At 62.2% G+C, this 26,408-nt stretch carries 25 protein-coding genes, 1 tRNA gene and 1 pseudogene; 17 read left to right on the top strand and 10 right to left on the bottom strand.

Annotated elements, in window-relative coordinates; translation table 11 throughout:
* The first annotated feature begins 49 nt into the window (after nt 1-49).
* Together NKJ17_RS01180 and phnN are read left to right on the top strand one after the other, a co-directional pair.
* Nucleotides 50-1,189, top strand: coding sequence for an alpha-D-ribose 1-methylphosphonate 5-triphosphate diphosphatase (locus NKJ17_RS01180; RefSeq protein WP_352505998.1), 1,140 nt, complete (start codon nt 50-52; stop codon nt 1,187-1,189).
* Nucleotides 1,186-1,815 carry a phosphonate metabolism protein/1,5-bisphosphokinase (PRPP-forming) PhnN gene (gene phnN / locus NKJ17_RS01175; RefSeq protein ID WP_352477063.1) on the top strand — a complete coding sequence of 210 codons (630 nt, stop codon included), beginning with the start codon at nt 1,186-1,188 and terminating at the stop codon, nt 1,813-1,815. Before NKJ17_RS01180 ends, phnN begins: the two co-directional genes overlap by 4 nt.
* 89 nt (nt 1,816-1,904) lie before the next feature.
* Here phnN and NKJ17_RS01170 read toward each other — a convergent pair whose 3' ends face one another.
* The 4 genes from NKJ17_RS01170 to NKJ17_RS01155 all read right to left on the bottom strand — a co-directional run bounded on the left by NKJ17_RS01170 (nt 1,905) and on the right by NKJ17_RS01155 (nt 6,185).
* Nucleotides 1,905-2,435, bottom strand: a complete 531-nt coding sequence (locus NKJ17_RS01170; protein ID WP_352505999.1) for a DUF2231 domain-containing protein — start codon at nt 2,433-2,435, stop codon at nt 1,905-1,907.
* Nucleotides 2,436-2,546: 111 nt separating this feature from the next.
* On the bottom strand, nt 2,547-3,542 hold the full coding sequence (locus NKJ17_RS01165; RefSeq protein WP_254815901.1) for an ABC transporter permease: 996 nt from the start codon (nt 3,540-3,542) through the stop codon (nt 2,547-2,549).
* Nucleotides 3,543-3,565: 23 nt separating this feature from the next.
* The gene (locus NKJ17_RS01160) at nt 3,566-5,110 is read right to left on the bottom strand and encodes a sugar ABC transporter ATP-binding protein (protein ID WP_352506000.1); all 1,545 of its coding nucleotides are present in this window, start codon (nt 5,108-5,110) and stop codon (nt 3,566-3,568) included.
* A gap of 112 nt (nt 5,111-5,222) precedes the next feature.
* The gene (locus NKJ17_RS01155) at nt 5,223-6,185 is read right to left on the bottom strand and encodes a sugar-binding protein (protein ID WP_352506001.1); all 963 of its coding nucleotides are present in this window, start codon (nt 6,183-6,185) and stop codon (nt 5,223-5,225) included.
* Nucleotides 6,186-6,725: 540 nt separating this feature from the next.
* Between NKJ17_RS01155 and NKJ17_RS01150 the strand changes: the two genes are divergently transcribed.
* Nucleotides 6,726-7,754 carry a LacI family DNA-binding transcriptional regulator gene (locus NKJ17_RS01150; protein WP_502896116.1) on the top strand — a complete coding sequence of 343 codons (1,029 nt, stop codon included), beginning with the start codon at nt 6,726-6,728 and terminating at the stop codon, nt 7,752-7,754.
* Between the two features lie 69 nt (nt 7,755-7,823).
* Nucleotides 7,824-8,966 carry an alpha-hydroxy acid oxidase gene (locus NKJ17_RS01145; protein ID WP_352506003.1) on the top strand — a complete coding sequence of 381 codons (1,143 nt, stop codon included), beginning with the start codon at nt 7,824-7,826 and terminating at the stop codon, nt 8,964-8,966.
* A gap of 46 nt (nt 8,967-9,012) precedes the next feature.
* On the opposite strand, the gene NKJ17_RS01140 is transcribed toward NKJ17_RS01145, so the two are convergent.
* On the bottom strand, nt 9,013-9,327 hold the full coding sequence (locus NKJ17_RS01140; RefSeq protein ID WP_352506004.1) for an antibiotic biosynthesis monooxygenase family protein: 315 nt from the start codon (nt 9,325-9,327) through the stop codon (nt 9,013-9,015).
* A 745-nt stretch (nt 9,328-10,072) separates the two neighbouring features.
* Nucleotides 10,073-10,966 carry a LysR family transcriptional regulator gene (locus NKJ17_RS01135; RefSeq protein WP_352506005.1) on the bottom strand — a complete coding sequence of 298 codons (894 nt, stop codon included), beginning with the start codon at nt 10,964-10,966 and terminating at the stop codon, nt 10,073-10,075.
* A gap of 150 nt (nt 10,967-11,116) precedes the next feature.
* On the opposite strand from NKJ17_RS01135, the gene NKJ17_RS01130 reads away from it, so the two are divergent.
* The 6 genes and pseudogenes from NKJ17_RS01130 (at nt 11,117) to NKJ17_RS01105 (ending at nt 15,644) form a co-directional block, all read left to right on the top strand.
* Entirely contained in the window at nt 11,117-11,323 is a 207-nt protein-coding gene (locus tag NKJ17_RS01130) for a hypothetical protein (protein WP_352506006.1), read from the top strand.
* Between the two features lie 63 nt (nt 11,324-11,386).
* Nucleotides 11,387-12,493: an alpha/beta hydrolase gene (locus NKJ17_RS01125; protein ID WP_352686462.1), complete on the top strand. Its 1,107-nt coding sequence runs from the start codon at nt 11,387-11,389 to the stop codon at nt 12,491-12,493.
* Between the two features lie 75 nt (nt 12,494-12,568).
* Nucleotides 12,569-13,039 (top strand): cyclophilin-like fold protein, encoded by a 471-nt coding sequence (locus NKJ17_RS01120; protein WP_352506008.1) that lies wholly within the window; start codon nt 12,569-12,571, stop codon nt 13,037-13,039.
* 103 nt (nt 13,040-13,142) lie between these two features.
* Nucleotides 13,143-13,601: a (R)-mandelonitrile lyase gene (locus NKJ17_RS01115; protein WP_352686459.1), complete on the top strand. Its 459-nt coding sequence runs from the start codon at nt 13,143-13,145 to the stop codon at nt 13,599-13,601.
* Nucleotides 13,602-13,628: 27 nt separating this feature from the next.
* A pseudogene (locus NKJ17_RS01110) lies at nt 13,629-14,405 on the top strand (carboxymuconolactone decarboxylase family protein).
* A 15-nt stretch (nt 14,406-14,420) separates the two neighbouring features.
* Nucleotides 14,421-15,644, top strand: coding sequence for an arabinose transporter (locus NKJ17_RS01105; RefSeq protein WP_352506010.1), 1,224 nt, complete (start codon nt 14,421-14,423; stop codon nt 15,642-15,644).
* A 258-nt stretch (nt 15,645-15,902) separates the two neighbouring features.
* Here NKJ17_RS01105 and NKJ17_RS01100 read toward each other — a convergent pair.
* A tRNA-Arg gene (locus tag NKJ17_RS01100) sits at nt 15,903-15,979 on the bottom strand.
* 324 nt (nt 15,980-16,303) lie between these two features.
* Entirely contained in the window at nt 16,304-17,791 is a 1,488-nt protein-coding gene (locus NKJ17_RS01095) for an ATP-binding protein (protein WP_352506011.1), read from the bottom strand.
* Nucleotides 17,792-18,125: 334 nt separating this feature from the next.
* On the opposite strand from NKJ17_RS01095, the gene rpmH reads away from it, so the two are divergent.
* From rpmH to yihA, 5 genes are all read left to right on the top strand, one after another.
* Nucleotides 18,126-18,260, top strand: a complete 135-nt coding sequence (gene rpmH / locus NKJ17_RS01090) for a 50S ribosomal protein L34 (protein ID WP_008833937.1) — start codon at nt 18,126-18,128, stop codon at nt 18,258-18,260.
* Between the two features lie 23 nt (nt 18,261-18,283).
* A complete protein-coding gene (gene rnpA / locus NKJ17_RS01085; RefSeq protein WP_352452998.1) occupies nt 18,284-18,637 on the top strand; it encodes a ribonuclease P protein component in 354 nt (117 codons plus the stop codon).
* A gap of 13 nt (nt 18,638-18,650) precedes the next feature.
* On the top strand, nt 18,651-20,474 hold the full coding sequence (gene yidC, locus NKJ17_RS01080; RefSeq protein WP_352506012.1) for a membrane protein insertase YidC: 1,824 nt from the start codon (nt 18,651-18,653) through the stop codon (nt 20,472-20,474).
* Between the two features lie 144 nt (nt 20,475-20,618).
* Entirely contained in the window at nt 20,619-21,257 is a 639-nt protein-coding gene (locus NKJ17_RS01075) for a CatB-related O-acetyltransferase (RefSeq protein ID WP_254815894.1), read from the top strand.
* A complete protein-coding gene (yihA, locus tag NKJ17_RS01070) occupies nt 21,254-21,913 on the top strand; it encodes a ribosome biogenesis GTP-binding protein YihA/YsxC (protein WP_352472343.1) in 660 nt (219 codons plus the stop codon). The genes NKJ17_RS01075 and yihA overlap by 4 nt, the downstream gene beginning before the upstream one ends.
* Nucleotides 21,914-21,934: 21 nt before the next feature.
* Here yihA and NKJ17_RS01065 read toward each other — a convergent pair whose 3' ends face one another.
* On the bottom strand, nt 21,935-22,684 hold the full coding sequence (locus NKJ17_RS01065) for a TetR/AcrR family transcriptional regulator (RefSeq protein WP_352506014.1): 750 nt from the start codon (nt 22,682-22,684) through the stop codon (nt 21,935-21,937).
* A 143-nt stretch (nt 22,685-22,827) separates the two neighbouring features.
* Between NKJ17_RS01065 and NKJ17_RS01060 the strand changes: the two genes are divergently transcribed.
* Both NKJ17_RS01060 and NKJ17_RS01055 read left to right on the top strand, forming a co-directional pair.
* Nucleotides 22,828-24,006, top strand: a complete 1,179-nt coding sequence (locus NKJ17_RS01060) for an HlyD family secretion protein (protein WP_352686454.1) — start codon at nt 22,828-22,830, stop codon at nt 24,004-24,006.
* A gap of 22 nt (nt 24,007-24,028) precedes the next feature.
* Nucleotides 24,029-25,621: a DHA2 family efflux MFS transporter permease subunit gene (locus NKJ17_RS01055; RefSeq protein WP_502896113.1), complete on the top strand. Its 1,593-nt coding sequence runs from the start codon at nt 24,029-24,031 to the stop codon at nt 25,619-25,621.
* A 213-nt stretch (nt 25,622-25,834) separates the two neighbouring features.
* Here the strand turns inward: NKJ17_RS01055 and msrB are convergent, their stop codons facing one another.
* Nucleotides 25,835-26,335: a peptide-methionine (R)-S-oxide reductase MsrB gene (msrB, locus tag NKJ17_RS01050; RefSeq protein ID WP_352477048.1), complete on the bottom strand. Its 501-nt coding sequence runs from the start codon at nt 26,333-26,335 to the stop codon at nt 25,835-25,837.
* Nucleotides 26,336-26,408: the final 73 nt, after the last annotated feature.

Genomic DNA, 26,408 nt, shown 5'->3' with positions numbered 1-26,408 from the left:
ACGCCAATTGGTTCCAGTTGGCTGCAAAATCCTGCAAGGACTGCTTGAAATGACCGCCGAGACTGTTCTTGACAACGCCCGCATCGTGCTCGCCGATCAGATCGTCCAAGGGTCGATCGTGCTGCGCGACGGCATGATCGCCGCCATTGATGCCGGACCCGGCCGCAGCGGCGAGGACATGGGCGGCGACTTCATCATCCCTGGCCTGGTCGAGCTCCACACCGATCATCTCGAAGGCCATTACGCGCCACGGCCGAAAGTGCGCTGGAACCCGATCGCCGCGGTGCTCGCCCATGACGCGCAGGTGGCGACCGCCGGCATCACCACCGTGCTCGACGCCTTGCGCGTCGGCATGGACGAGGATGCGGACCTGACGGCTGCCGACATACGCAAACTGGCCGACGCGATCGAGGACAGTGTCCAGCAGGACCGGCTCAGGGCCGACCATTTCATCCATCTGCGCTGCGAGGTTTCGGCGCCGGACTGCCTTCCAGCCTTCGCCAATTTCGACGGTGACGAGCGGGTCAGGCTGGCGTCGCTGATGGACCATGCGCCGGGACAGCGGCAATTCGTCGATCTCGAGACCTACGCCTACTACTATCAGCGCAAGCTGAAGCTTACGGACCGCGATTTCCAGAAATTCTGCGAAAAGCGGATGGCTGAATCGGCGAGGAACTCGAGCCCGAACCGCAGCTTCATCGCCGCGGCTTGTCATGAGCGCGGCATCGTGCTCGCCAGCCATGACGACGCGACCGTCGGCCATGTCGACGAAGCGATCGAGCAAGGTGTGCGCGTCGCCGAGTTCCCGACCACCGAGGAGGCAGCGAGGGCTTCGAAAAAGGCAGGGCTCGGCGTATTGATGGGCGCGCCGAACGTCATGCGCGGCGCTTCGCATTCGGGCAATGTCTCGGCCCGCACGCTGGCCGGCGACGGCCTGCTCGATATACTGTCATCGGACTACATTCCGTTCAGCCTGATCCAGTCGGCCTTCTTCCTCGGCGACGTGGTCGAAGGTATCTCGCTGCCGCAGGCTGTGGCCATGGTTTCGAAGAACCCGGCCGAGGCGGTCGGCCTCACCGATCGCGGTGTCATCGAGCCCGGCCGGCGCGCCGATCTGGTTCGCGTGCGCGTCGACGACCATGTCCCGGTCGTCCGCACGGTCTGGCGGCAGGGACGCCGGGTCGCATGATGGTGTCGGCATCGGTCGAGCGTGAATTGTCCGCCGCGGGATTTCCGATCCGCGACGGTGTCTTCGTCGCCGTCGTCGGGCCGAGCGGTGCCGGCAAGGACACGGTGATCGGCTATGCGCGCGCGGTGTTTGCCGGCGAGAGCCGGCTGGAGTTCGTGCGCCGGGTGATCACCCGGCCGAGCGATGCGGCCACCGAGGATCACGATACGCTCGCCGATGCTGCCTTTGTCGAGGCCGAAGCGGATGGCGCCTTCGCCATTTCCTGGGAGGCGCATGGCCTGCACTACGGCATCCCGGCCGAAGTCGACTGGTCGGTCTCCAACGGCCGTGTCGCGATCGCCAACGTCTCGCGCGCGATCATCCCTGCGCTGCGGGAGCGCTACGCCAATCTGGCTGTCGTCGAGATCACGGCTACACCGGATATCCTGGCCGAGCGGCTGGCATTGCGCGGTCGCGAGTCGCGCGGCGAAGTGCTGGCACGGCTGGCGCGCAGTGCCAATGTGGCGCTGTCCGGACCGGGTGTCACCTCGATCGACAATAGCGGCCCTCGTGAAGCCGCCGGCGAGCGCTTCGCCGAGGTGCTGCGCAAGGCCATGGCCTTCTCCGACATGTCGGGCCTTATCTAAAGTAGCGCCCATCCGATGCATTCGGTATGGGCGCTACTTGTCTAACCAATATCTTTGGAAGCCGGTACCCCCTTTTCGGGATTATGGCCTCATGCGGCGTGCCGGTCCCGACCAGCGTGACGAGTATCCGCGGCAGTGGTTATCGAAGGCTTCACTGGCGCATCCGCCGGTGTATCCAGAACTGCAACGTGATGGCGATACACCATTTCCCAGCCCTTCCAGCCGGTGAACAGCAGTATGCAGACCACTATGAACGACAAGAGCACACCCCATGGGCGGACCGCGGCTTCGGCGCCTTGGGCATAGCGAAGATAAAAATTGATCAGTGCCACAACGACCGCGGTCAGGTTGCCCAGCATGTGATACCAGGCGTCCGACAAGGCGCGAATGCGCGGCTCGTTGAGGAAGTCGATAAAACCGGCTGTCGCGGCGAGAAGGGCCATTACGATGGCTGCCCCGATCAGCCACATCGATGCCCGTGCCCAGAAAGCATCGGCAGTTCCCCAGAAAACCAGGTCGGTGACAAAGGCACCGACAAGAAACGCGACAGGAAAAGGTATCAGCATCGGGTGGAGAGGGTGAGTTCCGACCTTTGCGGTACTTACTGGATTCGTGGGCATGGGACGCCTCCGCATAGCAAAGCTTAAATAAACGCTTCGATACGGGTTTCGTTCCAAATGGAGAGATGCCTGCCAATGGCAGTCGGCGCATTTCATCCAGCTATTTTTGCGTCATTCCGCGGCAGCACCCGCCACGCCCTTACGGGTAGCTTCCAGCATCCGCCGCCGCGCCCTGAACACGCCCCATTGCTGGTCGACCAGCACGCCGATGAGGATCACCCCGCCCATGACGGCGAAGTTGAGCGAGGACGGGATGCCGAGCAGGTTGACGAGGTTCTGCAGCTCCTGCAGCAGCACCGTGCCGAGCAGGACGCCGATCAGCGAGCCTTCGCCGCCGCGCAGCGAGAAGCCGCCGAGCACCGCTGCCGCGATGGCGTAGAGTTCGTAGAACTGGCCGTGGCTCGCCGGCGAGATCGAGCGTGTGTACATGGCGAAATAGATAGCCGACAGCGCCGTCAGCACGCCGCAGATGACATAGGCGGCTATGACGATGCGGCCGGTGCGGATGCCGGAATATTTTGCCGCTTCCTCGTTCTTGCCGATGGCGTAGAGATAGCGCCCGAATACCGAACGGTGCAGCACCACCCACATGACGACGGCGATGACGATCAGCGCGATGAAACTGTTCGGCACGCCCCAGGACCGCCCCGCCGTCAGGAATTCGAGTTCCGGGAAGTTCTGCCCAAAGGCAAAGCCGGCGGTGCCGTCGGCAGTGTAGAAGCGCGCCACGCCGCGATAGATCAGCAGGCCGCAGAGAGTGACGACAAACGGCTGCAACTTCAGCCGGGTGATCAGCCAGCCATGCATCAGGCCGATGATGGCGCCGAGCGCGATGATCAGCACGAAGGCCAGCGGCCACTCCATCTCCCGCACGGCGATGAAATCGATGAAAAGCGTACCGAGTAGCGCAACCACCGAGCCGACCGACAATTCGATGCCGCCGGTGATGATGACGAAGGCTTGGCCAATCGACAGGATGCCGAACAGCCCGATCAGGTTCGAGGTGTTGGCGAGATTGATCGGCAGCAGGAAGCGCGGGTTGATGATCGCCACCACCGCGCCGACCACCAGGATCAGGATCAGCAGGCCGAGATCTTTCTTGCTCATCGTCTTCTCCCAACGCCTGCGAATTACTTCGGCTGCTTGCCGACCGCCAGCAGCAGCACGTTTTCCTGGCTGAACCGGTCCTTGTCGAGAATGCCGGAGATCTGGCCCTCATGCATGACGGCAATGCGGTCGGAAACGCCGATCACCTCCTCCATGTCGCTGGAGATCATCAGCACGGCGACCCCGGCATCGGCCAGCGCCCGCATCAGCCCGTAGATCTCGGCCTTGGCGCCGATATCGATACCGCGTGTCGGCTCATCGAGGATCATCACCTTCGGCTTCATCGCCAGCCATTTGGCCAGCACGACCTTTTGCTGGTTGCCGCCCGACAGCGTGCCGGTGCGCGTCTGCACGGAGGGCGCCCTGATGCCGAGATCGGTCTTCTGTTTTTCGGCGGTGGCGGCCTCGGCGCTGGCCGAGACCAGCGAGCGCCGCGAATGCGCCGGCAGATTGGGCAGCGAGATGTTCTGGGCAATCGACAGGTCGAGCAGGATGCCAGTCAGCTTGCGGTCTTCCGGGACGAGGAAAATACCGTTGGCCACTGCGTCGGCGGCCGAACCAAGAACCAGATCTTTTGCGTCAAGCTGGAACGAGCCGCCAAAGCTCCTGTCGATGCCGAACAGCACGCGCGCCAGTTCCGTCCGGCCGGAGCCGACGAGACCGGCCAGGCCGAGGATCTCGCCATGCCTGACGTCGAGGTCGACGGGGCGGTCAGGATAGGCGGCGGTGCGAATGGCCTTGACCGACAGCGCGACAGAGCCAGGCGGGCGCGCCGATTCTGCGGCCTTCTCGCGCTCCTTGAGCATGCGGCCGATCATCAGCTTGACCATCTGGTCGTGATTGATGGCGCTCTTCGGCAAGGTTCCGGCGAGCATTCCGTCCCTGAGCACGACGACGCGGTCGGCGACGCGCTCGACCTCGTGAAGGCGGTGCGAGATGAAAATGACACTGATGCCGTCTGCCTTCAGCGCCTTGATGACACCGAGCAGCTTGTCGGTTTCGGCGATCGGCAGGCTCGAGGTCGGTTCGTCGAGGATAACCAGCCGTGCCTTGATCGACAGCGCCTTGGCGATCTCGACCATTTGCTGCTGCGCCAGCGACAGCGCCGACACCGGCGTATCGGCCGAGAAATTGGCGCCCACGCGTTTGAGCAGCGGCGCCGCCTGCGCTCGCAGCCTGGCGCGGTCGACGAGCTTGAGCGGCCCGGCGCGCAGCGGTTCGCGGCCGAAGAAGATATTGGCGGCCACGTCGAGGTTTTCGAACAGGTTGAGTTCCTGGTGGACGAAAGCGATGCCCGAGCCGATGCTGGCCTCGACAGTCAGCCCGTCATGGGCGACGCCATCGACGGTGATGGTGCCTGTGTCCGGCCTGGTCACGCCACCGAGGATCTTCATCAGCGTCGATTTGCCGGCGCCGTTTTCGCCGACCAGGCCGATGACCTCGCCGGGCCTGACCTCCATCGAGAATCCGTCCAGCGCAACGACGCCGGGATAGGTCTTGCGCACACCGTCGAGGCTCAGGAACGGAGCGTCCGCAGATGCAACGATGGATGGGTCGGAATAATTCATCACGCCTGACAGCAGCCGGTGAGCCGTTTGGTCTCAGACTGACGAGCCTCGCGAGGCCCGTCAATAGAACGCCGGCTCAAGGCGAACCTTGAGCCGGCGCAACCTAATTCGCTCAGTTTCCAGACATCGCCTTGAGGCTGGCGGCGTAGGCGTCGATATCGTCCTTGCCGATGATCTTGGTCGGGATGATGATCAGGCCATCGGCGGGAATGCCCGACTTGTCGCCCTCGAGATAGGCAGCCATCAGCTTCATGCCCTGATAGGCCCATTCGAAGGGCTGCTGCACGACGGTGGCGGCGACGGTGCCTTCCTTGACGCCGCCCAGCGTGATCGGATCGTCGTCGAAGCCGACGACGGTGATCTGGCCGAGCTTGCCGGCATCGCGCAGCGCTTCATAGATGCGCGGCGTGTTGTAGGAATAGAAGCCGACCATGCAGGTGACGTCGGGGCTGGCGACCAGCGCGTCCTCGACGTTCTTCTTGGCGCGAGCCTGATCGATGTCGTCGCCACGCACGTCGACCAATTCGATCTTGGTGCCGGCGAGACCTTCCTTCATGCCCTGGATGCGCTCCTTGGCGTTGTCGGCGCCGAGCAGGCCGACGAAGCCGAGGCACTTGCCGCCGTCAGGCATTGCCTTCTTGGCGATCTCTGCCGCCTGCTTGCCGGCATCGACATTGGACGAGCCGATATACGCGACACGCTTGGTCTGCGGCGCGTCGCTGTCGGTGGTGAACAACGCCGTTTCCGAGGCGATCTTGTTCAGCCCGTCGGTCGACGTCTTGGGATCGACGGCCGAGACCATGATCGCCTTCACGCCGGCCGTCACCAGATCGTCCATCAGGCGCTGCTGGATGGCGACCGAGGACTGCTCCGGATATTTGAGTTCAAGATTGTAGTTGGGCAGTTCGGCTTGAGCCTTCTTGACGCCGGCTTCCGCCGCCTTCCAGAAATCGGAAGCGCCGTTGACGACGAAGGCCAGTGTCGGCTTGTCGTCGGCCCGCGCAATTGCGCTGGCGGACAGGCCGAGCAGCAGGGCCGCAGCGGCGACGGACGCATTTCGTATCACAGATTTCATATTCAACCTCCCATTTTGACTCAGTAATTTTCGCTGATGATGAACGTGCCGGCGCGGCTTGGACGCCCTCCTCCTCAAGGGTTTCCGGCAGCGAAGAACGACGCCATTCCAGCCGCGATCGTCGACTTTAGAGACTCATTCGCCGTTCGTAAATAGTCCGATTTGTCTGACATTTCCCGGAGCGGCAGGCAAGCTTCGGCTGACGGGAACCGTCCGATACCAGGCTGGCTTGCGTTCCGAACATGCGCGGTCCGAGGTCGTCCGGGCATGATGGATTGACGTTATAGTGATGCCGGATATTAGTAAAGAGTATTAGTTTGGTCGAGATTCTCGCACAAAGGAGAGAGGCCTCCCCAGTCGCAACCGTTTGAACCGGGGACTACATCGCCTAAGAGGTCGATTATATCTATTAGTAGCGCTTCGCCCTATAAATGCGAGATTCGAGGGACCAATGACATGAACGAACCACTGCGTGATCCCGTCCTTGAGGGTACCAGGCGGCGCAAGCCGTCCGGGAAAAACCCCAAGGGCCGCGTTACCATGACCGACATCGCCAGGGTCGCCGGCTGTTCGCAGGCGACGGTTTCGTTCGTGCTCAACAACACGCCGGGCATCAGGCTGTCGCAGCAAACCCGAGAGCGGGTGATCGAGACGGCGCGAGCACTGGGCTATTCGCCGCCGGTGTTTTCTGCCTTGCGAGCCCCGGTTGCCGCATTCGACGGGCTGGATGGCGTGATCGGCTTCGCCGTCGACCAGTTGGCGACCAGCCCGGAGGCGGTCGTCGCCATTGAAGGGGCGCGGCAAGCCTCGTGGAACGCCGGCAATGTAGTGTTGGTGGCGCAGACCATGGGCGACGAGGTGATGGAGGCCCGGGCCATCGCGGCACTGACCAAGCGGGGCATTTCGGCGCTGATCTACATGACCATCTTCACCCGCGAGATCGTCGCGCCGGACTATCTCTACGGCCTCGACATTCCGGTCATCCTGCTCAACTGCTACACCGCCGACTATGCCTTTCCCGCCGTGGTGCCGAGCGAGATCGCCGGCGGCCAGAGCTCGACCCGGCACCTGATCAGCTATGGCCATCGCCGTATCGCCACCATCACCGGCGAGCCCTGGATGCAGGCGGCTCAGGACCGGCTGAAAGGTTACCGCCGGGCGCTGGCGACGGCCGACATCCCGTTCGACCCGGAGCTGGTCGTCGAAGGCGATTGGTCAGCGAGCGCCGGCTATGCCGCGACCGTCAGGCTCTTGGCGCTGAAGGACCGGCCGACCGCCATCTTCTGCCAGAACGACCGTACCGCGATCGGCTGCTACGAGGCGCTGAAGGAGGCCGGCCTGCACATCCCCGGAGATATTTCGGTGGTCGGCTATGACGACGAGGAGATCGCGCGGCATCTGTTCCCGCCGCTGACGACGTCGATCCTGCCGCATATGGCGATGGGACAATGGGCGATCGAGCAGTTGGAAGTCCCCGCTGCTCCCGGTCGCGGCCGGAGCCGCTATCCCGTAACCAAGCTCGAATGCCCGCTGGTCGAGCGGGAGTCGGTTGGCGCCGTGGCGGGCTGAGGCGAGCGCGCCGGCGATCGACAGTTGCACAGGCTTGACATCAGGCCCGCCATATACCCGATTGATTTCATGAGATTGCAAAGCTGCTATAATTTTCAGGACTTCCGCCGGCTCGCAAAACAGCGCCTGCCAGGCCCAATCTTCAACTATATCGATGGCGGCGCGGACGACGAGACGACGCTGCGGCGCAACACGGCGGCTTTCGAGGACTGCGATCTCGTCCCTAACGTCCTTGCCGGCGTTGGACAGGTCGACATGTCGGTCACCGTCATGGGCCAGAAGCTGGCGATGCCGGTCTATTGTTCGCCGACGGCTCTCCAGCGGCTGTTTCACTACAGCGGCGAGCGCGCCGTCGCCGCGGCGGCGGAGAAGTTCGGCACGATGTTCGGCGTCTCGTCGCTCGGCACGGTCAGCCTGGAGGAAGTGCGCAAGCACAGGACGCCGCAGGTCTATCAGTTCTATTTCCACAGGGATCGCGGCCTGAACCGCGCCATGATGGAGCGCGCCAAGGCGTCCGGCGTCGAGGTGATGATGCTGACGGTCGACAGCGTCACCGGCGGAAACCGCGAGCGTGACCTGCGAACCGGCTTTTCCATCCCCTTTCGGCTTACGCTCGGCGGCGTGATGCAGTTCGCGATCAAGCCGAGATGGGCTATAGACTATTTGACCCACGAAAAGTTCAGCCTGCCGCAGTTGGACGGCCATATCTATCTCGGTGGCGGAGCGCTTTCCATCAGCCGCTATTTCACGGAGATCCTCGACCCGTCGCTGGATTGGAAGGATGTCGAAGACATGGTCCGCTTCTGGAACGGCCAGTTCTGCCTGAAGGGGATCATTAGCGTCGCCGATGCCAGAAAGGCCGTCGACATCGGCTGCACCGGCATCGTTCTGTCAAATCATGGCGGCAGGCAGCTGGACGGCTCGCGCAGCCCCTTCGACCAGCTGTCCGAGATCGTCGACGCGGTGGGCGACAAGATAGACGTGATCATCGACAGCGGCGTCCAGCGCGGCACACATGTGCTGAAAGCCCTGTCGTTGGGCGCCAAGGCCGTCGGCGTCGGGCGCTACTACCTCTTCCCGCTGGCCGCCGCAGGACAGGCAGGCGTCGAACGGGCGCTCGGCCTGATGCGAACCGAGATCGAACGCGACATGCGGCTGATGGGATGCAGGTCGGTGACAGAGCTTTCCAAGGGGAATGTGCGGTTTAGGTGAGGGAGCCGGGAAGTGGCGCACGGCATAAGCTTTTCGAAGTGCGATACTATACCGACCTGCCGCCGCTCCTGCCGTCCGTTTCGAAGACAGTCTCGCCGGAAACAGCATCCGTATATCCGCCTTCAAGCTGCTGCAACGTATGCCGGAACCGATCAAGATTGCCGAGCATTGTGGGCCTGGCATCGACCATGTGCTGGAAAGTGTCCCACTCTCCAATCGAGAAGAAGGCGCCATCTCCCGATTTGATGAGAGCCATTTTTCGCAATCCCTCGAAGTTGCGCGGAGCGCTGCTGAACAGTTCGACGAATTCGTCTTCACTACCCGGCTTGACCCGGAAGCGGACGCTGTTGAACGCCGTCATGTACGTTCCCCCGTGAAAGACCTGAAGAAGCTCGAATATGCGAAAGCCCTAAGGCACTCAAACCCTTCGCACACGTGTACAGGAAAATCGGAAGGTTGGCTTCAGTCACCTCCGGCCGAATGCCCCGTTTCTGGCGCTATTTTGCCAGGTAGAGGACGACGCTCGATCTCAATCGGTACGCCCTTCCGACCGGCAATGAAACGCGCTGTTAACGCCGTTCGCGGGTGACAGGATGTTGGCCGCAGTTCGAAGGTATAATCTGCGTCTCGCTGTCAGTTGCGGAGGCGAAAATGAACGTGCTTCGGATTGCGCTCTTGTGCACGGCCATGATCGACCTTGGAATGCCGGCCGTTCGTGCTGAGGATCGGCCTGTGCCGCCGAACAACGAAGCCGCCACAGTGCAGCCGCCCGTTCATTGTGAAGGCCAAAACTGTCTCCCGCCGGCGAACGATCCTGTGCAGGAATGCACCGGCCAAGATTGCACGCCAGTTCCGCCAACTGAACCAGGTCCGGAGGTCAAGCAGGCCGACTGAGCAGCTTCAGCCGACACCGCTCTTTTGGCAGGGATGGCGCTCACTCCTCGCAATCTTCCGGCCGCAGGCGATAGATTCTGTTACCTATGTTCCCGGGGTGGGCATGAGTTTAATGGCGCCGCATCGGGGCGATGATGAGAACTCTGCCTATTGCCTCTAGAACACTCCCAAATGGGGCGTGAGCCAATCGCGCGGGTTTAGATCCTGTCGCTTCATTCCCGATGCCGCAATGCGTCCACAATAATCTTGAACGCAGGAAGGTTTTGGCGGCGGCTAGGATAATAGAGGAAATAGCCATCGAAGAAGGGCGACCAGTCGTCGAGGACCTGCACCAGCAACCCTGAGGCGACGTGCCGCTCCACGATGTTCTCGGGAACATAGGCGATACCATAGCCACTCACCGCGGCGTCGATCATGGCGTAGGTGTTGTTGAAGGTAAGTTGACCGTCCACACGGACACGCAGCGCCTGTCCATCCTTCTCGAATTCCCAGGCATAAAGACCGCCGGCGGTCTCGTGGCGCATGTTGATGCAGACATGGCGGATCAGGTCCTGCGGATGGACAGGCACACCGTGCGCCGCGAAGTATCGCGGCGAAGCCACGGCGACCAGGCGCCAGTCCGGGCCGATGCGGACCGCGATCATGTCTTTCTCGACGCTCTCTCCAAGCCGGACACCGGCGTCAAAGCCTTCCTCGACGATGTTGCGGAAGGTGCTGTCCAGGATCAGTTCGACGCCGATGTCGGGATAGGCGCTGAGGACCGGCTTAAGCTTCGGCCAGACCACGCTTTCGAGCGCGTGGTCGGACAGGGTCAACCTGATCGAGCCTGACGGCTTTTCGCGGAACGCCATCAGCGCTGCGATCTCGTCTTCGATTTCACCAATGCGCGGGGCGATCGTCTGTAGCAGCCTTTCGCCCGCAACGGTCGTCGCGACATTACGCGTCGTGCGGGTCAGAAGGCGTATGCCCATGCGTGTTTCGAGCTGCTTGATCGTGTGACTGAGCGTCGATTGCGCGACGCCGAGCTTTGCCGCTGCCTTGGTGAAGCTGCGCTCTTCTGCGACGGCCTGAAACCACGTCAATTGGTTGAGATCGGTTCTGGCCATGAGCTTCCTTCGTTTGCCATCTCGCAACAGATTATTCGATGTAGTCGATTAGTTCATGCCAATTTCGACGGGTAATCGTTTTATGGCAAAACCACTAGGTTTGCACTGCAACAACGCATTACCGCGATGTCGGTGATTTGGATGACATGGATGTCGCAAAATGCGGACGATGCGCCCGAGGCCGCCGGCAGCCTGATGGTCGCGGCGATCCAGGCTTCGATCCTTCTGGGCGCGATAGTCGGAGGGGTGCTGCTGGATGGCCTGACGATCTCCGCGACCTTTATCGGCAGCGTGGTTCTGGCCGGCTTTGCAATCGCGCTGATCGGCACCGGCCGGCGTCTGCTCGAGCCCGAATGACCGAGAGGGACTGGCCAAGGCGGCGAGTGGCTCAATTCAACCCAAACCTACAGGAGATCGGAAATGCCTATGAATACCCCTGATACGAAAACATCAGAGCGTGCAATCCACCGGCGCGAGCTTTTGAAGCTGACCGGTGCCGGCGCAGCCGCCTTCAGTGCGGCGTCACTCTTCAACATTCACTTCGCAAAGGCTCAAGACATGTCGAACGGTGCAAACAATTTCTACACGAGCGATCAGGTGACGCTCGAAAAGGTCGCCTTCAAAAGCCAATACCAGATGAATGTCGCGGGGAATCTGCTCGTTCCCAAGGACCTTGACCGCAATGCACGTCATCCGGCCATCGTCGTCGGCCATCCAATGGGCGCGGTGAAAGAGCAAAGCGCGACCCTCTATGCCACCAAGATGGCCGAGCAGGGTTTCATCGCCATGGCAATCGACCTGCCCTTCTGGGGCGAGAGCGAAGGCGAAGCCCGTCAGATCGTTTCGCCGGATGTCTATGCAGAAGCGTTCAGCGCAGCGGTGGATTTCCTTGGAACACGCGCGTTCGTCGACCGCAATCGCATCGGCGCGATTGGTGTCTGCGGCAGCGGCAGCTTCGTCATCAGCGCCGCCAAGATCGACCCGCGCATGCGCGCCATCGCCACGGTCAGCATGTATGACATGGGCGCGGCGAACCGAAACGCACTCAATCACTCGCTAAGCGTCGAGCAACGCAAGCAGATCATCGCGGCGGCCGCCGAGCAGCGCTACTCCGAATTCGAAGGCGGCCAGATCCAGCATACGGGCGGAACTGATCTCGAACTGACCGCGTCGACGCACCCCATCCAGCGTGAGTTCTACGATTTCTATCGGACATCCCGCGGAGAGTTTACCCCGGCGGGTGTCTCCGACCAGATAACGACCAAGCCGACGCTGACCAGCAATGTCAAATTCATGAACTTCTACCCGTTCAACGACATCGAGACGATCTCGCCGCGCCCAATGCTGTTCATCAGCGGCGATCAGGCGCATTCGAAGGAGTTCAGCGAGGAAGCCTACAGACTGGCAGCCGAGCCGAAGGAACTGGTCTGGGTCCAGGGCGCCGGTCACGTCGATCTCTACGACCGTGTGGACCTGATTCCGTTCGACAGGCTTACCAGCTTCTTCGGTCAGCATCTGGCCGCTTAACAAGGCCGTATTCGTCGAAGGGTGCGGCCGTGTGCCGGAATAATGGATATGGCCGCACCGATTGGGAGACCTTAAATGACACGCGACGCCACATGGCTTTCACGCCGCACCTTGCTGGCAGGCGCTGTCAGCTTCGCGCTTCCCTCTTCGGTGCACTCTCAGACCTCCACAACCCCGGGTACGAAAGGAGCCCCGATGCGCCTGAGATTTGTTTTTGCAGATCAGGATTTCACGGCGACGCTGGAGAACAATCCTTCCGCGCACGACCTGGTCTCAATGCTGCCGCTGGACCTGACGATCGACGACTATTCGTCCAACGAGAAGATCGCCTATCTGCCGCGCAAGCTCACCGAGGAAGGCAGCGGTCGCTTCGGGAACGAGGCGGCTGGCGATCTTTGCTACTACGCCCCCTGGGGCAATCTCGCGATGTTTCATGGTCCCTATCGTTGGTCGCGCGGCCTGATCCGGCTCGGGCGACTAGACCAGGGACCGGCGCCGCTTCTGATACGCGGAGAACATCCGCTGCGCGTCGAAATGCTTTCCTGAACCTGGAAGGCCGCTGCGCATCAGGACAATGCCGCGGGTGTCGGAAAAACCCGCATCATTCACCGGGAACAGCAAGAAGCTGCAAACGCAGAAGGAGACGAACATGAAGAAGATTCTCGCTGCCGCTGCAATCAGCACCGCCGGCCTAATGCCGGCCGAGGCCGAGACCATCGAAATCCGCACGAACGGCAGCACGCCGGCCGTGATCGGAACGGCGGACAACTTCACCGGGCAGGCGGTCATCAGTCCGCTCTATCCGCCTACCGACATGACGCGGGCGAGCACCGGACTTGTGAACTTCGCGCCCGGCGCGCGGACGGTCTGGCACAGCCATCCGGCAGGCCAGATGCTTATCATCACGGGCGGTCAAGGCTGGGTGCAGGAAGAGGGCAAGGAGCGGCGCGGCATCAATCCTGGCGATGTGGTCTGGATTCCGGCCGGCGTGAAGCACTGGCATGGAGCGACCGCGATCAGCCCCATGACGCATATCGCCTTGAGCTACATGCAGGACGGCAAGAACGTCGACTGGCTCGAACCTGTTTCCGACGAGCAATACCGCTGACGGGATAACGGAACGAAAGGCTTCATCATGAAAACCTCGACCGTTCTGGCTCTCGCTCTTTCCATGGGAGCCGTCGATACCGCCGCGCAAACCGGATCGCAGACCGGCAGCCTGTCCCGCGAAGACGTGCGAACCGTTTCGCCCGCGCTTGAGCGCTACGCCGATGAGAAGCTTGCAAATGGCCTCTGGAAGAGGCCGGGCCTGTCGCTGCGGGATCGCAGCATCGTCACTGTCGCTGCCGTGATCACGCGCAACCAGGACATTCTCCTGCCGGAGCAGGTGCATCTCGCACTCGACAATGGGGTGAAGCCGGCCGAAATCTCAGAGATTATCACGCATCTCGCCTTCTATGCCGGCTGGGGCAATGCGGTTGCCGCGACGGGCATCACGAAGGAGGTGTTCGCGGCGCGCGGTGTCGGACCCGACCAGCTCCCCAAGGCCATGGTTGATTTCCTGCCGCTGGACGAAAAAGCCGAGGCCGATCGCGCCGCCCGCGTCGCGCAAGGCACAGGACCGGCATCGCCGGGATAGGTGAGGGATACGACCGACGTATTGTTTCGCGACCTGTGGCTGCGGCCCGATCTCGCCCCGCGCGATCGCAGTCTGGTGACGGTCAGCGCCCTGATCTCGGCCGGCCAGGTCGAGCAGATTCCCTACCACCTCAACCGGGCGATGGATAATGGACTGATGCGCATGGAAGCCTCCGAAGCCATCAGCCATCTCGCGTACTACGCCGGATGGCCGAACGCTTTCTCGGCAGCCGCTGTTGCGCGCTCCGTGTTCGAGAAGCGCTCCGCCAACTGAACGCTGCTGGTCGCGATGACTCCTTTGCCCTCATCGTCCAGACCGCCGCCCTCGGCCGCCGTGACGTTGCTGCCGATCATGGCGGCCGTGTTGGCCGGCTTCCTCGTCATCGGCGCGGCCCTGCCGGTGCTGCCGCTGCATGTGAATCAGGATCTCGGCTTCGGAACTTTCGTCGTCGGCCTGGTTGCGGGCTCGCAATTTGCCGCGTCTCTGGTCACGCGCATATGGTCCGGCACCTATTCGGATGCGAATGGTGGCAAACGCAGCGTCGTCCTCGGCCTGATCGCCGCCGCCGGTGCTGGATTGCTGTATCTCCTGTCCTTGACCTTCGTGAGTTCGCCAACCCTCTCTGTTGCGATTCTTCTGGTGGGACGTGCGGTGCTCGGTGGAGCCGAAAGCTTCATCATCACCGGGGGCGTGAGCTGGGGATTGGCAATGGTCGATTCCGGCCATGCGGGGAAGGTCATCGCCTGGGTCGGCACGGCCATGTTCGCGGCGCTCGCCTTCGGCGGTCCGCTCGGCACGATGCTCTTTGTACCGTACGGCCTTGCGGCGATCGGCCTTATCACGACCTTGGCGCCACTGCTCGTTCTGCTGTTCCTATTGCGAGCGCCGAGTCCGCCTGTCCTATCGGCACGGACGAGATCCACTTTTGGCGGCGTGATTGGAGCGGTCTGGCTACCCGGACTTGGCGCGGCGCTTAGCAGCATCGGCTATTGCGCCATTCTCGCATTCAGCTCGCTCCTTTATGCCAATCACGGCTGGCAGCCCGTCTGGCTTGCCTTCACTGCCTTTGGCGCGGCGTTGATCGTGGCGCGAATGATGTTTGGCCATCTACCGGATAAGTTCGGCGGCGCGAGAATCGCCTTGGTGTTCGTTCTGGTGCAAGCGGCCGGATTGATCCTCATGGGATTGGCCCGAAGCACGATGATGGCATCCGCCGGAGCCGCTCTCGCGGGACTCGGCTACTCGCTCGTCTATCCCGGTCTGGGTGTCGAGGCTGTCCGTGACACCTCGCCTGAAAGCCGCGGGCTGGCAATGGGCATCTACACGGTCTTTCTCGATGTCGCGATGGCGCTAGGAAGCCCGGCGTTGGGATGGGCTGCCGATCGAGCAGGTTTGAGCGTTGTGTTCTTTATCAGCGCCGGTGTCACCTTTTGTACGACGGCCATTGCCTTGTATTTAGCCTACAGCACGCACCGAGGCCGACGGGCGCCTGCAAAGAGGTCTTATTGGTAAACTTCGCGGCAATCAGCGGCCTTCTACGTTCGCAACCGAAGTAGATTTAGAGTGAAATGGCTGATGCCACCCAAGTGATATATGGCACGTGCCTGCTGATCAGAAATCAGCCATTCAACCCGAGAGATTCGACCTTTTCCACCGCCTAACGCCGCCGTTTCTACGCCTTTCGCTCGCGGACTATCTCCCGCTCTTTGCGCGGGCGTAGTCTGATGGGAATCGGGCTATATCGTACGATTGCGCGCTATCGGCGGTATTTGGCGCGCCCGAAGAGATTCGAACTCCTGACCCCCAGATTCGTAGTCTGGTGCTCTATCCAGCTGAGCTACGGGCGCGCAACAGGCCATGCTTGGCATAGCCCCGCGATCCGATCCTGGCGACCGGCCGCGATGTGACGTGTTCCCTAGCGACTGAATTTGCGAAAAGCAAGCCGATCCTGGCCAAAAGTTTTGCAGTCATGCTTTGCCGTCATGCGCCGGCCGGCGAAGGCAATACCGCGTCACGCGGCGGCCGAGCCGACAAGTCGTAGTCTTGGATCGGTCATTTGCCAGTCGGAACGGTCCGTAACGAAACGAGCCGTTGCACGGCGGCCGAGCCGATGGCTCGTAGTCTCGGACCAACCCTTTGCGAATTGAAACGATCCGTAACGAAACGGTTCGTTACGCGGGGCGGCGCAGCCCGTTGCGGGCCTGGTCGAGCCGGACCGGCTGGTCGGGAATGGTGACCGCGAATGTGGTGCGGCCGCCGATCGATTCGACCAGCTCCACCGTGCCGCCATGGGCGCGGATCAATTCATGGGCGATCGCCAGGCCAAGGCCGGTGCCGCCGCTACGGGCCGAGCCGCGAAATGCCGCGAACAGGTTTTCTCGCGCCTTTGGCGGCAGGCCGGGGCCGGTGTCGGTGACGACGATGCGGCTGACGCTGCCGATGCGCTCGGCCGATATGGTCAGGCGGCGCACCACGGCGCTCTCGGTATCCGCCGCCATCGCCTGCACGGCGTTGCGGCTAAGATTGGTGAGCACGCGGAACAGCTGGTCGGAATCGGCATCGACCTCGAGCACCGGGTCGACGGCGTTGACGAATTCGATGCCGCATTCGATATCGAGCAGGCCCTGGACGTCTTCGACCAGCTGACGCAGCCGCAGCCTGCGGCGCGACGGCGGCGGCTCCTGGGTGCGGCCATAGGCCAGCACGCCCTCCGAATAGGACACCGCACGGTCGAGCGCGCGCAGCAGTTTTGGCGCGAAGGCCTGCACGGTCGGGTCCTTGACCTGGCGCAGGCGGTCCGACATCAGCTGCGCCGAGGCGAGGATGTTGCGCATGTCGTGGTTGATCTTCGACACGGCCAGGCCGAGATCGGCCAGGTGCTTCTGCTCGGTCAGCATCTTCTGCAGCCGCTCCTGCATCTGCGACAGTTCGCGTTCGGCGACGCCGATCTCGTCGGCCCGGGCGGCGGGGTGAATGATGCGGCCGGGATCGTCGGGCGCCTCGGAAAAGGACAGCATCGAGCGTGTCATCGTCCTGATCGGGCCGATCATGATCAGGTCTATCGCGGCATAGACCAGCATGGCGGTGAACAGCGAGATCAGCAGCGAGACGAAGGCGACGTTGCGCGAATAGATCAGCATGGCATTGCGCAGGCGGTGGTCGGGCATGATCAGCTCGAATTCCTTGTCGCTGTCGCCAACCGGCCCGAAAACGCGCAGCATCCGCTTGCCGCCGAAAAACAGCGTGTCCAGCGCGCCGGTCATGCCCTTGATCATGCCGACATTGGCGATATCGATATGCTCGTCGACCTGCGGCGGCATTTCGGCCACGACCAGAAGCCGCGAGACGCCGCCGTCGCGCACGGCGATCGCCTTGGCGCCGATCGCCATCAGTACGTCGTTCTGGGCGGCACGCGACAGCGAGGCAGGTTCGCCCTGCACCAGGACGATGGAAACCGCGGCGGCGGTGCTCAGCCTTTCCTTCAGCCAGCTCAGCCTGTAGCTGGCGATCCAGGGCACGAAGATGAGGATTTCGGCCAAGAGCACGAAGACGATGGTGAGCAGCAGCAGCTTCGTCGACAGGCCGCGCGCCAGCGGCACCCTGCGGGTGGCGTCCTTCGCCTGGGCGATGCTTTCGTCGGTTGCTGGGACTTCACTCATGCTCGTCGTCACGGCTGCCTGTCATCACGGCTGCTTGTCTTAAGGACTGCTCGTCTTCACGATCGCTTGATCGGGCAAGATTAGGCGATTGCGGCTTTTTTGCCAAATTCATCCTTGGTCGAAGCCGGAAAGAGGCCGCAAGGACTACCCTGCCAGTCCGACAACGCCGGCCCGACAGGCTGGATTGACTTCCAAAACCCTTCTTTCTATAAGCCCGCTCACGCTCGGGCCATTCGTCCCGGCGCGGTTTCGATCGCGCCAAAACCGGCCCGGCAAAGCTCCTGTTACAAAGTGACAGAATCAAGAAGGGCCGCACCCCGCGGTATTTAAACAAATGAAGCGTACTTACCAGCCGTCCAAACTCGTTCGCAAACGCAGGCACGGTTTCCGTGCCCGCATGGCCACCAAGGGTGGCCGCGGCGTCGTCGCAGCCCGCCGCAACCGCGGCCGCAAGCGTCTCAGCGCCTGAGCACCGAGCGAGAGACAAAATCGTTGCCCGCAACCGGCAAGCCAACGGGTGCCCATCCCAAGCGGCTTCTGAAGCGCGCGGAATTCCTGGCCGTCCGCCGTGGTGAAAAGCGCCGCGGGCGGCTTTTCCTCGTCGAGGTCCTGGGCCGCGGCGACGGCGAGGCGCCGCGTGTCGGCTATACCGTCACCAGGAAGGTCGGCAACGCCGTCGTTCGCAACCGCATCCGGCGGCGGCTGAGAGAGGCCGTGCGCACGCATGCCGCGGATGACATGGCGCCGGGCAATGATTATGTCATCGTCGGGCGCGAAGACGTGCTTACGACTCCGTTCGGCCAGTTGAAGGCCGAACTCTCCCGCAGATTGCGTGGAACACGATAGGCCAAGGGCTTCGATGGAAAACAACCGCAACTTCTTCATCACCATCGCACTGTCGGTGCTGATCCTGGCGCTTTGGCAATATTTCTACGTGATGCCGCGCAGCGAGATGCAGCGCGAAGCCGCCCGCATCGAAGAACAGCGCGTGGCGGAGCAGAAGAAGGCTGCCCAAGGCACCGCTCCCGGCGCGAGCGAAACACCGGTGCAGCCGGGCGCCATTCCGAGCGCGCCCGGCGGCGACGCGGTGACGCCGGCCGGCCGCGAGCAGGCGATTGCTTCGACCAAGCGCGTCAAGATCGACACGCCGAGCCTCGAAGGCTCGATCAACCTCACCGGCGCGCGCCTCGACGATCTCCGGCTCAAGCATTACAGGGAGACGGTCGACAAGACCTCGCCCGAGATCGCGTTGCTCAACCCGGCGTCCCTGCCAAACGGCTATTTCGCCGAGATCGGCTTTTCCGGCACGCCGGATGTGGGCAGGCTGCCCGGCCCCGACACGGTCTGGCAGACCGACGGCAATGCGACGCTGACACCAGCGACGCCGGTCACGCTGACCTTCACCAACGACAAAGGCCTGGTTTTCAAGCGCACCTTCTCGGTCGACAGCCAATATATGTTCACCGTATCCGACACGGTCCAGAACGGCGGCTCGGCACCCGCGACGTTGTCGAACTATGGCCGCGTCACCCGCTTCGACAAGCCGGCTATCGCCAGCACCTATGTGCTGCACGAGGGCCTGATCGGCGTTACCGGAAGCGAGGGCCTGCAGGAATACAAATACTCCAGCGTCGAATCGGACAAGGAGTACAAACCAGGCAAGTCGAGCGACGGCTGGCTCGGCATCACCGATAAATACTGGGCGGTGACCCTGGTGCCGCCGAGCGGCCGCGAATTTCAGCCCACATTCTCTTATTTCGAGTTCAAAAGCGGACCCCACCCGCATAGCTACCAATCCGATTTCCTGTCCGATCCGGTCACAATCGCTCCCGGGCAATCGACGACCGTGGAGTCGGAGATATTCGCCGGCGCCAAGGAAGTTTCGACGATCAACGCCTATGAAAAGGACCGTCATATTCGCCAGTTCGACCTGCTGATCGACTGGGGCTGGTTCTATTTCATCACCAAGCCGATGTTCTGGCTGATCGACACGCTCTACAAATTCTTCGGCAATTTCGGCCTGGCGATCCTCGCCACCACCGTCATCGTCAAGGCGCTGTTCTTCCCGCTCGCCAACAAGTCCTATGCGTCGATGGCGAACATGAAGAAGGTGCAGCCCAAGATGCTCGAGATCCGCGAGAAATACGCGGACGACAAGATGAAGCAGCAGCAGGCGATGATGGAGCTGTACAAGACCGAGAAGATCAATCCGCTCGCCGGCTGCTGGCCGGTGGCGTTGCAGATCCCGGTCTTCTTCTCGCTCTACAAGGTGCTCTACATCACCATCGAGATGCGGCACGCGCCGTTTTTCGGCTGGATCCAGGATCTGGCGGCGCCGGACCCGACATCGATCTTCAACCTGTTCGGGCTGATCCCGATCACCTTGCCGCACATGCTGATGATCGGCGTCTGGCCGCTGATCATGGGCGTGACGATGTTCCTGCAGATGCGCATGAACCCGACGCCGCCGGACCCGACGCAGGCGGCGATCTTCACCTGGATGCCCGTGATCTTCACCTTCATGATGGCGGGTTTTCCGGCCGGTCTCGTTATCTACTGGGCCTGGAACAACACGCTGTCGATCCTGCAGCAGGGCGTGATCATGAAGCGGCAGGGCGCCAAGATCGAATTGTGGGACAATCTGGTCGCGCTGTTCCGCAAGAAACCGTCGCCGGCGGAATAGCCGGCGCTCCGATGATGCGAAACCAGAAAGCCCCGGTTCGTCCGGGGCTTTTTGTACAGGCTGGCGGTCTGGATTAAGCGATTGGTACTGCCGGGCGGATCGCGCTATTTTGACCTGGCTGGCAGTTGCCCGACGGAGCTCGATATGACCGGACCCAATCCATCGATCAAGCATCCGATTCCGTTGCACACGCGCGTCGGCTTTCTGAAACCGCTGGTGACGGCGCCGAACATCGAGATCGGCGATTTCACCTATTATGACGATCCGGACGGGCCCGACAAATTCGCCGAAAAATGCGTGCTGCATCATTACCCGTTCATCGGCGACAGGCTGATCATCGGCAAGTTCTGCGCCATTGCCGAAGGCGCGCGCTTCATCATGAACGGCGCCAATCACGCCATGTCCGGCTTTTCGACTTATCCGTTCAACATCTTTGGTCACGGCTGGGAGGAAGGCTTCGACCCGGCGACATGGTCGAAGGAGGTGCGTGGCGACACAATCGTCGGCCACGACGTCTGGATCGGCATGGAAGCGGTGATGCTGCCGGGCGTGAAGATCGGCGACGGCGCCATTGTCGCGGCAAAGTCGGTGGTGACGCACGATGTGCCGGCCTATGCGATCGTCGCCGGCAATCCGGCCAAGGTGGTAAAGATGCGCTTCGACGACAGGACCATCCGGCGGCTGCTGGCGCTGGCGTGGTGGCACTGGCCGGTGGAAAAGATCAGCCGCAATCTCGATGCCATTCGTGGCAGCAACATTTTTCTTCTGGAGGCAGCGGTTTGAACGCGTTGAACAAGACCACGATCGGCATCGAATTGTTCACGCGAGCCTGGATATTCATCCGCGGCGTGCCGGCGATGAAATTCCTGCCGCCGGAGGGTCCGCCCGAGATCGCCTTTGCCGGCCGCTCCAATGTCGGCAAATCGTCGCTGATCAACGCGCTGGTCAACCAGAAGGGGCTGGCGCGCACCTCCAACACACCGGGCCGCACGCAAGAACTCAACTATTTCGTGCCGGGCGGATTTTCGGGAGAAGGCGCCGACCTGCCGCCGATGGCCCTGGTCGACATGCCGGGCTATGGCTACGCCACGGCGCCGAAGGAAAAGGTCGACGAGTGGACGAAGCTCGTGTTCGACTATCTGAAGGGCCGGGTGACGCTGAAGCGCGTCTACGTGCTGATCGATGCCCGCCATGGCATCAAGGCCAAGGACGACGAGGTGCTGTCGCTGCTCGACAAGGCGGCGGTGTCGTATCAGATCGTGCTGACCAAGACCGACAAGATCAAGGCGGCGGGGGTACCGCGACTGGTCGAGGAAACGCTTCAGAAGATCAAGAAACGCCCGGCGGCCTTCCCCTTCGTGCTCGCCACGTCGTCGGAAAAGAGCGAGGGCCTCGAGGAACTGCGTGCGGCGATCGTGCTCGCCGCCAATGGCGGATAGGCAACGGCCTCCGACGGCTGGTCAGGCGGGACTGGAGGCCCGTTCCTGCTCTGCAAGCTGTTCTGTGCCGTAGGCCTTCAGGAACACGTCGACGCCCGACCTGACGATATGTTCAATCTCGGCCACACTTGGCGCCTTGGTGCGATAGGCGAATATGCACTGGCGGAAAAGACCGGCCAGGCACAGTTCGGTGAACTGATAGGCGGCAAGCTCGACGTCGTCGATCTTCAGCAGGCCACGTTCGATAGCCATGTTGAGGAAAACGACAACCCTGTCATGGCCGCGCTTCGGCCCGCGTTCGTAAAATCGCGCGCCAAGCTCCGGAATCCGTTCCGACGCACCGATCACCGTCCGCTGCGCCAGGATGACCCTGGCCGAAGTGATCTTCATGGATAGCACGATGCCGAACTTCACCAGCGTCTGGCGAAGGTCGCCGATCTGGTCGAGCACCTCATACATATTCTTGAAGATCGTGCCGCGTTCTTCCTCGATCAGCGCTTCGAACAGCTCTTCCTTGTTGGCGAAGTAGACATAGATCGTGCCCTTGGACACGCCGGCCTCGCGCGTAATGTCGTTCATCGACGCGGCTTCGAAGCCCTTGTCGATGAAGACACGGCGCGCACCCTCGATGATCTGGCTTCGCTTGACCGGGTCTTGCCCCGCGGCCGGGCGGCCGCGCGGCAGACTGTCCAGCAGATCGCACTGCTCCTTGCCAGCGCTGGACAATGGGCCTGAATCAGACAAAGGAGCGGCCTTGGGGGCTTCGGCCATAATGTCACACCTCGTAAAATAATTCGAACCATCCGGTTCGATTGCTCTTGATATGGGCCTGTTTAAGCGCTAAGTCAATGTCGAGATCGAACCGAACGGTTCAGTCTGACAACATTCAGCGCCAGTTAATTTAGAGAGATATCATGTCCTCGAACGCGCCTACCAGTGCCGAAGTCCGCCCTTTCCCCAGCGCCAAGGTCCAACCTGCGATCGAAGCGCCGGAAGCCCCTCTCAAGCCCGCCGACATCACCCCGCTGGCTCCCGCCAAAAAGAAGCGCTCGATGCGCTCGATGTTGTTGCCCATCATCGGCCTGGCCCTGCTGGGCGCCGGCGCATGGTATGGCTATGACTACTGGACCGACGGGCGCTTCATGATCTCGACCGACGACGCCTATGTCCAGGCCGACACGGCGTTCATCTCGCCAAAAATCTCGGGCTATGTCGATCAGGTCAAAGTGACCGAGAACCAGCAGGTGAAGGCCGGCGACCCGCTGCTGATCGTCGATGACGGTGACTACAAGATAGCCGTTGCCCAGGCCGAGGCGCAGATCGCCACGTTGAGCAAGACGCTCGACCGCATCGATGCCCAGACCGAAGCGGCCCGCGCCTCGCTCAAGCAGGCGCAGGCGCAGAAGACCGCCGACCAGGCCGCAGCAGACAATGCGAAGCGGGTTCAGGTCCGCGCCGCCCAGTTGCTCAAGACCCGGGTCGGTACCCAGGCCCAGTTGGACGACGCCCAGACGGCGGTCGAGCAAGCCAATGCCGCACTAGCCGGCGCCGACGCGCAGATCGCGGCGGCTCAGGCCAATATCGGCGTGCTCCAGGCGCAGCGGGCGGAATCGGCCAGTACGCTGGCCTCGCTGCAGCTTGCCCACGACAAGGCGGTGCGGGATCTGTCCTTCACCGTACTGCGCGCACCCTATGACGGCGTGGTCGGCAACCGCTCGGTCGAGCAGGGCGACCTGATCAGCCCCGGACAGAAGCTCGCCGTCATCGTGCCAATGGACAAGCTCTACATCGTCGCCAATTTCAAGGAGACGCAACTTGCCCGGCTGGTGCCTGGTGAAAAGGTCAGGGTGTCGGTCGACGCGATCGACGGCCAGGACTTCGAGGGTACCGTGTCGTCGCTGGCGCCGGCTTCGGGAGCAGTGTTCTCGCTGCTGCCGCCGGAGAACGCCACAGGCAATTTCACCAAGGTGGTGCAGCGCGTTCCGGTTCGCATCGACGTGCCCGCGGATGTGCTGAAGACGGGCAAACTGCGCGCCGGCCTGAGCGTCGTCGTCGCCGTCGACAGCCGCACGGCGCCTTCGGCATCGAAGTAAAGCGGAACCGGGAGCAAGGGTCATGGCGACCGCAACCATTACCGCCGGATCGGTGTCGGCCATCCCGGCCCAGACAGATCACATGCCGATCCGCCGCGTCATCGCCTTCCTGGCGATGGTGTTCGGCATGTTCATGGCGATCCTGGACATCCAGATCGTCTCAGCCTCGCTGGCCGAGATCCAGGCGGGCTTGAGCGCCAGCTCGGACGAGATCCCGTGGGTGCAGACGGCCTATCTGATTGCCGAGGTCGTGATGATCCCGCTGTCCGGCTTTCTCAGCCGGATGCTGTCGACGCGCGTGCTGTTCACAATCTCGGCGGCGGGCTTCACCGCGGCCAGCGCGCTGGCGGCAACCGCAACCAATATCGACCAGATGATTGTTTACCGCGCCGTGCAGGGCTTCATCGGCGGCGGCATGATCCCGAGCGTCTTTGCAGCCGCCTTCACCATCTTCCCGCCGTCCCGCCGCGCCGTCGTCTCGCCGATGATCGGCCTGGTGGCGACGCTGGCGCCGACCATCGGCCCGACCGTCGGCGGCTATATCAGCCATGCCATGTCCTGGCATTGGCTGTTCCTGGTCAACGTCGTGCCCGGCATTCTGGTGACCACGGCCGCCTGGTCGCTGATCGACTTCGACAAACCCAATCTCAAGCTGTTCAGCAAGTTCGACTGGTGGGGGCTTGCCGGCATGGCCGCTTTCCTGGGCTGCATGGAATATGTGCTGGAGGAAGGCCCCAACAACGACTGGCTGCAGGATCAGGCGGTGTTCGTCTGCGCCGTCATCATGACCTTCGGCGCGGTGCTGTTCTTCTGGCGCGTGTTCACCGCCGAGGAGCCGATTGTCGATCTGAAGGCTTTCAGCAATATCAATTTTGCGTTCGGCTCGCTGTTCTCCTTCGTGGTCGGCATCGGCCTCTACGGTCTGACCTATCTTTATCCCGTGTTCCTGGGGCGCATCCGCGGCTACGATTCGATGATGATCGGCGAGGCGCTGTTCGTCAGCGGCCTGGCCATGTTCTTCACCGCGCCGATCTCCGGCATCCTGTCGAACAAGATGGACCCGCGCATCATGATGATGATCGGCTTCTTCGGCTTCGCCACGGGAACCTGGTGGATGACGCATCTCACCGCCGACTGGGATTTCTACGAACTGCTGATCCCGCAGATCCTGCGCGGCTGCTCGATGATGCTGTGCATGGTGCCGATCAACAACATTGCGCTCGGAACCTTGCCGCCGGAGCGGCTGAAGAATGCGTCTGGCCTGTTCAACCTGACCCGCAATCTCGGCGGCGCCGTCGGCCTGGCCGTCATCAACACCGTGCTGATCGACCGCAATGCCTTCCACTACGCCAGGCTCTCCGAGCACGTGCAATGGGGAAGTGCCGCTGCGCAACAGAAGCTGCAGAACATGACGCTCAACTTCGAGCAGACCGCCGGGCTCGACGCCTCCAAGGCGGCCATCTCCAAACTGTCAGGCATGGTCCAGCAGCAGGCGTCGCTGCTGTCGTTCATGGACGTATTCTTCATGCTGACGGTTTTGTTCGCGACGCTTGGGCTCTTCACCCTGGTGATCCGCAAGCCAGCCGCTCAGGGCGGCGGTGGCGGAGGCCATTGAGGCGCGCTGGATCCCCCGCCTGGCGCCCTCGCGCATGACCCCGAAAAGCGATTTTCGGGGTCATGCGCAAAATCAACCATTACGAGGTCTTGGAGCGGCGGACACTCCACCGCTCCAACTTTTTGTTTGAGCATCGGATTTTCCCAAAACCGCTTCGCACTTTTGGGTCCGATGCTCTAGCGCGCTCCGACAAAGTAAGGGTCGCAGCCGTCCTCACGCCGTCGCCGGCTTAAAGGTCAAGGCGACGCCATTGATGCAGTGTCGCAACCCGGTCGGCGGCGGACCGTCGTCGAAGACGTGGCCGAGATGGCCGCCGCAGCGGCGACAATGGACCTCGGTGCGGGTCATGCCCAACGATCTGTCCACGGTCTTGCCGATGGAATTCGGGATTTCCTGCCAGAAGCTCGGCCAGCCTGTGCCGGAATCGAACTTGGTCTCAGACGAATAGACCGGCAGGCCGCAGCCGGCGCAAGCGAAGATGCCTTTGCGGTGCTCGTTGAGCAGCGGACTGGTGCCCGGATATTCGGTGCCCTCCTTGCGCAGCACATTGAAGGCCGCGTCGGACAGGATGGCGCGCCACTCGGCCTCGGTCTTGGTAACCTCGAATGTCTCGGCCGCGCGTGCATCCTGGGCTCCGCCCATGCGCAGCGCGGTGGCGCCTGCGACAACGCCAATGGCTGCCGCACCACTCAAAAGAAGCTCGCGACGGTTCATGGCCATTCCTCCTGTTACTGCTTGTGCCAAATTCGACCGCCACACGGAAATCAAAAGCCGGTGACGATCGCTG

It is taken from the genome of Mesorhizobium sp. M0208 (assembly GCF_040322015.1).
Taxonomy (GTDB): Bacteria; Pseudomonadota; Alphaproteobacteria; order Rhizobiales; family Rhizobiaceae; genus Mesorhizobium.
This window is presented reverse-complemented; position numbering and strand designations above follow the sequence as displayed.

What these genes read in the sequence shown, in the direction of transcription:
- NKJ17_RS01180 (WP_352505998.1), top strand. Translation starts at nt 50, where the DNA reads ATGACCGCCGAGACTGTTCTTGACAACGCCCGCATCGTGCTCGCCGAT.
- phnN (WP_352477063.1), top strand. Translation starts at nt 1,186, where the DNA reads ATGATGGTGTCGGCATCGGTCGAGCGTGAATTGTCCGCCGCGGGATTT.
- NKJ17_RS01170 (WP_352505999.1), bottom strand. Translation starts at nt 2,435, where the DNA reads ATGCCCACGAATCCAGTAAGTACCGCAAAGGTCGGAACTCACCCTCTC.
- NKJ17_RS01165 (WP_254815901.1), bottom strand. Translation starts at nt 3,542, where the DNA reads ATGAGCAAGAAAGATCTCGGCCTGCTGATCCTGATCCTGGTGGTCGGC.
- NKJ17_RS01160 (WP_352506000.1), bottom strand. Translation starts at nt 5,110, where the DNA reads ATGAATTATTCCGACCCATCCATCGTTGCATCTGCGGACGCTCCGTTC.
- NKJ17_RS01155 (WP_352506001.1), bottom strand. Translation starts at nt 6,185, where the DNA reads ATGAAATCTGTGATACGAAATGCGTCCGTCGCCGCTGCGGCCCTGCTG.
- NKJ17_RS01150 (WP_502896116.1), top strand. Translation starts at nt 6,726, where the DNA reads ATGACCGACATCGCCAGGGTCGCCGGCTGTTCGCAGGCGACGGTTTCG.
- NKJ17_RS01145 (WP_352506003.1), top strand. Translation starts at nt 7,824, where the DNA reads ATGAGATTGCAAAGCTGCTATAATTTTCAGGACTTCCGCCGGCTCGCA.
- NKJ17_RS01140 (WP_352506004.1), bottom strand. Translation starts at nt 9,327, where the DNA reads ATGACGGCGTTCAACAGCGTCCGCTTCCGGGTCAAGCCGGGTAGTGAA.
- NKJ17_RS01135 (WP_352506005.1), bottom strand. Translation starts at nt 10,966, where the DNA reads ATGGCCAGAACCGATCTCAACCAATTGACGTGGTTTCAGGCCGTCGCA.
- NKJ17_RS01130 (WP_352506006.1), top strand. Translation starts at nt 11,117, where the DNA reads ATGTCGCAAAATGCGGACGATGCGCCCGAGGCCGCCGGCAGCCTGATG.
- NKJ17_RS01125 (WP_352686462.1), top strand. Translation starts at nt 11,387, where the DNA reads ATGCCTATGAATACCCCTGATACGAAAACATCAGAGCGTGCAATCCAC.
- NKJ17_RS01120 (WP_352506008.1), top strand. Translation starts at nt 12,569, where the DNA reads ATGACACGCGACGCCACATGGCTTTCACGCCGCACCTTGCTGGCAGGC.
- NKJ17_RS01115 (WP_352686459.1), top strand. Translation starts at nt 13,143, where the DNA reads ATGAAGAAGATTCTCGCTGCCGCTGCAATCAGCACCGCCGGCCTAATG.
- NKJ17_RS01105 (WP_352506010.1), top strand. Translation starts at nt 14,421, where the DNA reads ATGACTCCTTTGCCCTCATCGTCCAGACCGCCGCCCTCGGCCGCCGTG.
- NKJ17_RS01095 (WP_352506011.1), bottom strand. Translation starts at nt 17,791, where the DNA reads ATGAGTGAAGTCCCAGCAACCGACGAAAGCATCGCCCAGGCGAAGGAC.
- rpmH (WP_008833937.1), top strand. Translation starts at nt 18,126, where the DNA reads ATGAAGCGTACTTACCAGCCGTCCAAACTCGTTCGCAAACGCAGGCAC.
- yidC (WP_352506012.1), top strand. Translation starts at nt 18,651, where the DNA reads ATGGAAAACAACCGCAACTTCTTCATCACCATCGCACTGTCGGTGCTG.
- NKJ17_RS01075 (WP_254815894.1), top strand. Translation starts at nt 20,619, where the DNA reads ATGACCGGACCCAATCCATCGATCAAGCATCCGATTCCGTTGCACACG.
- NKJ17_RS01065 (WP_352506014.1), bottom strand. Translation starts at nt 22,684, where the DNA reads ATGGCCGAAGCCCCCAAGGCCGCTCCTTTGTCTGATTCAGGCCCATTG.
- NKJ17_RS01060 (WP_352686454.1), top strand. Translation starts at nt 22,828, where the DNA reads ATGTCCTCGAACGCGCCTACCAGTGCCGAAGTCCGCCCTTTCCCCAGC.
- NKJ17_RS01055 (WP_502896113.1), top strand. Translation starts at nt 24,029, where the DNA reads ATGGCGACCGCAACCATTACCGCCGGATCGGTGTCGGCCATCCCGGCC.
- msrB (WP_352477048.1), bottom strand. Translation starts at nt 26,335, where the DNA reads ATGAACCGTCGCGAGCTTCTTTTGAGTGGTGCGGCAGCCATTGGCGTT.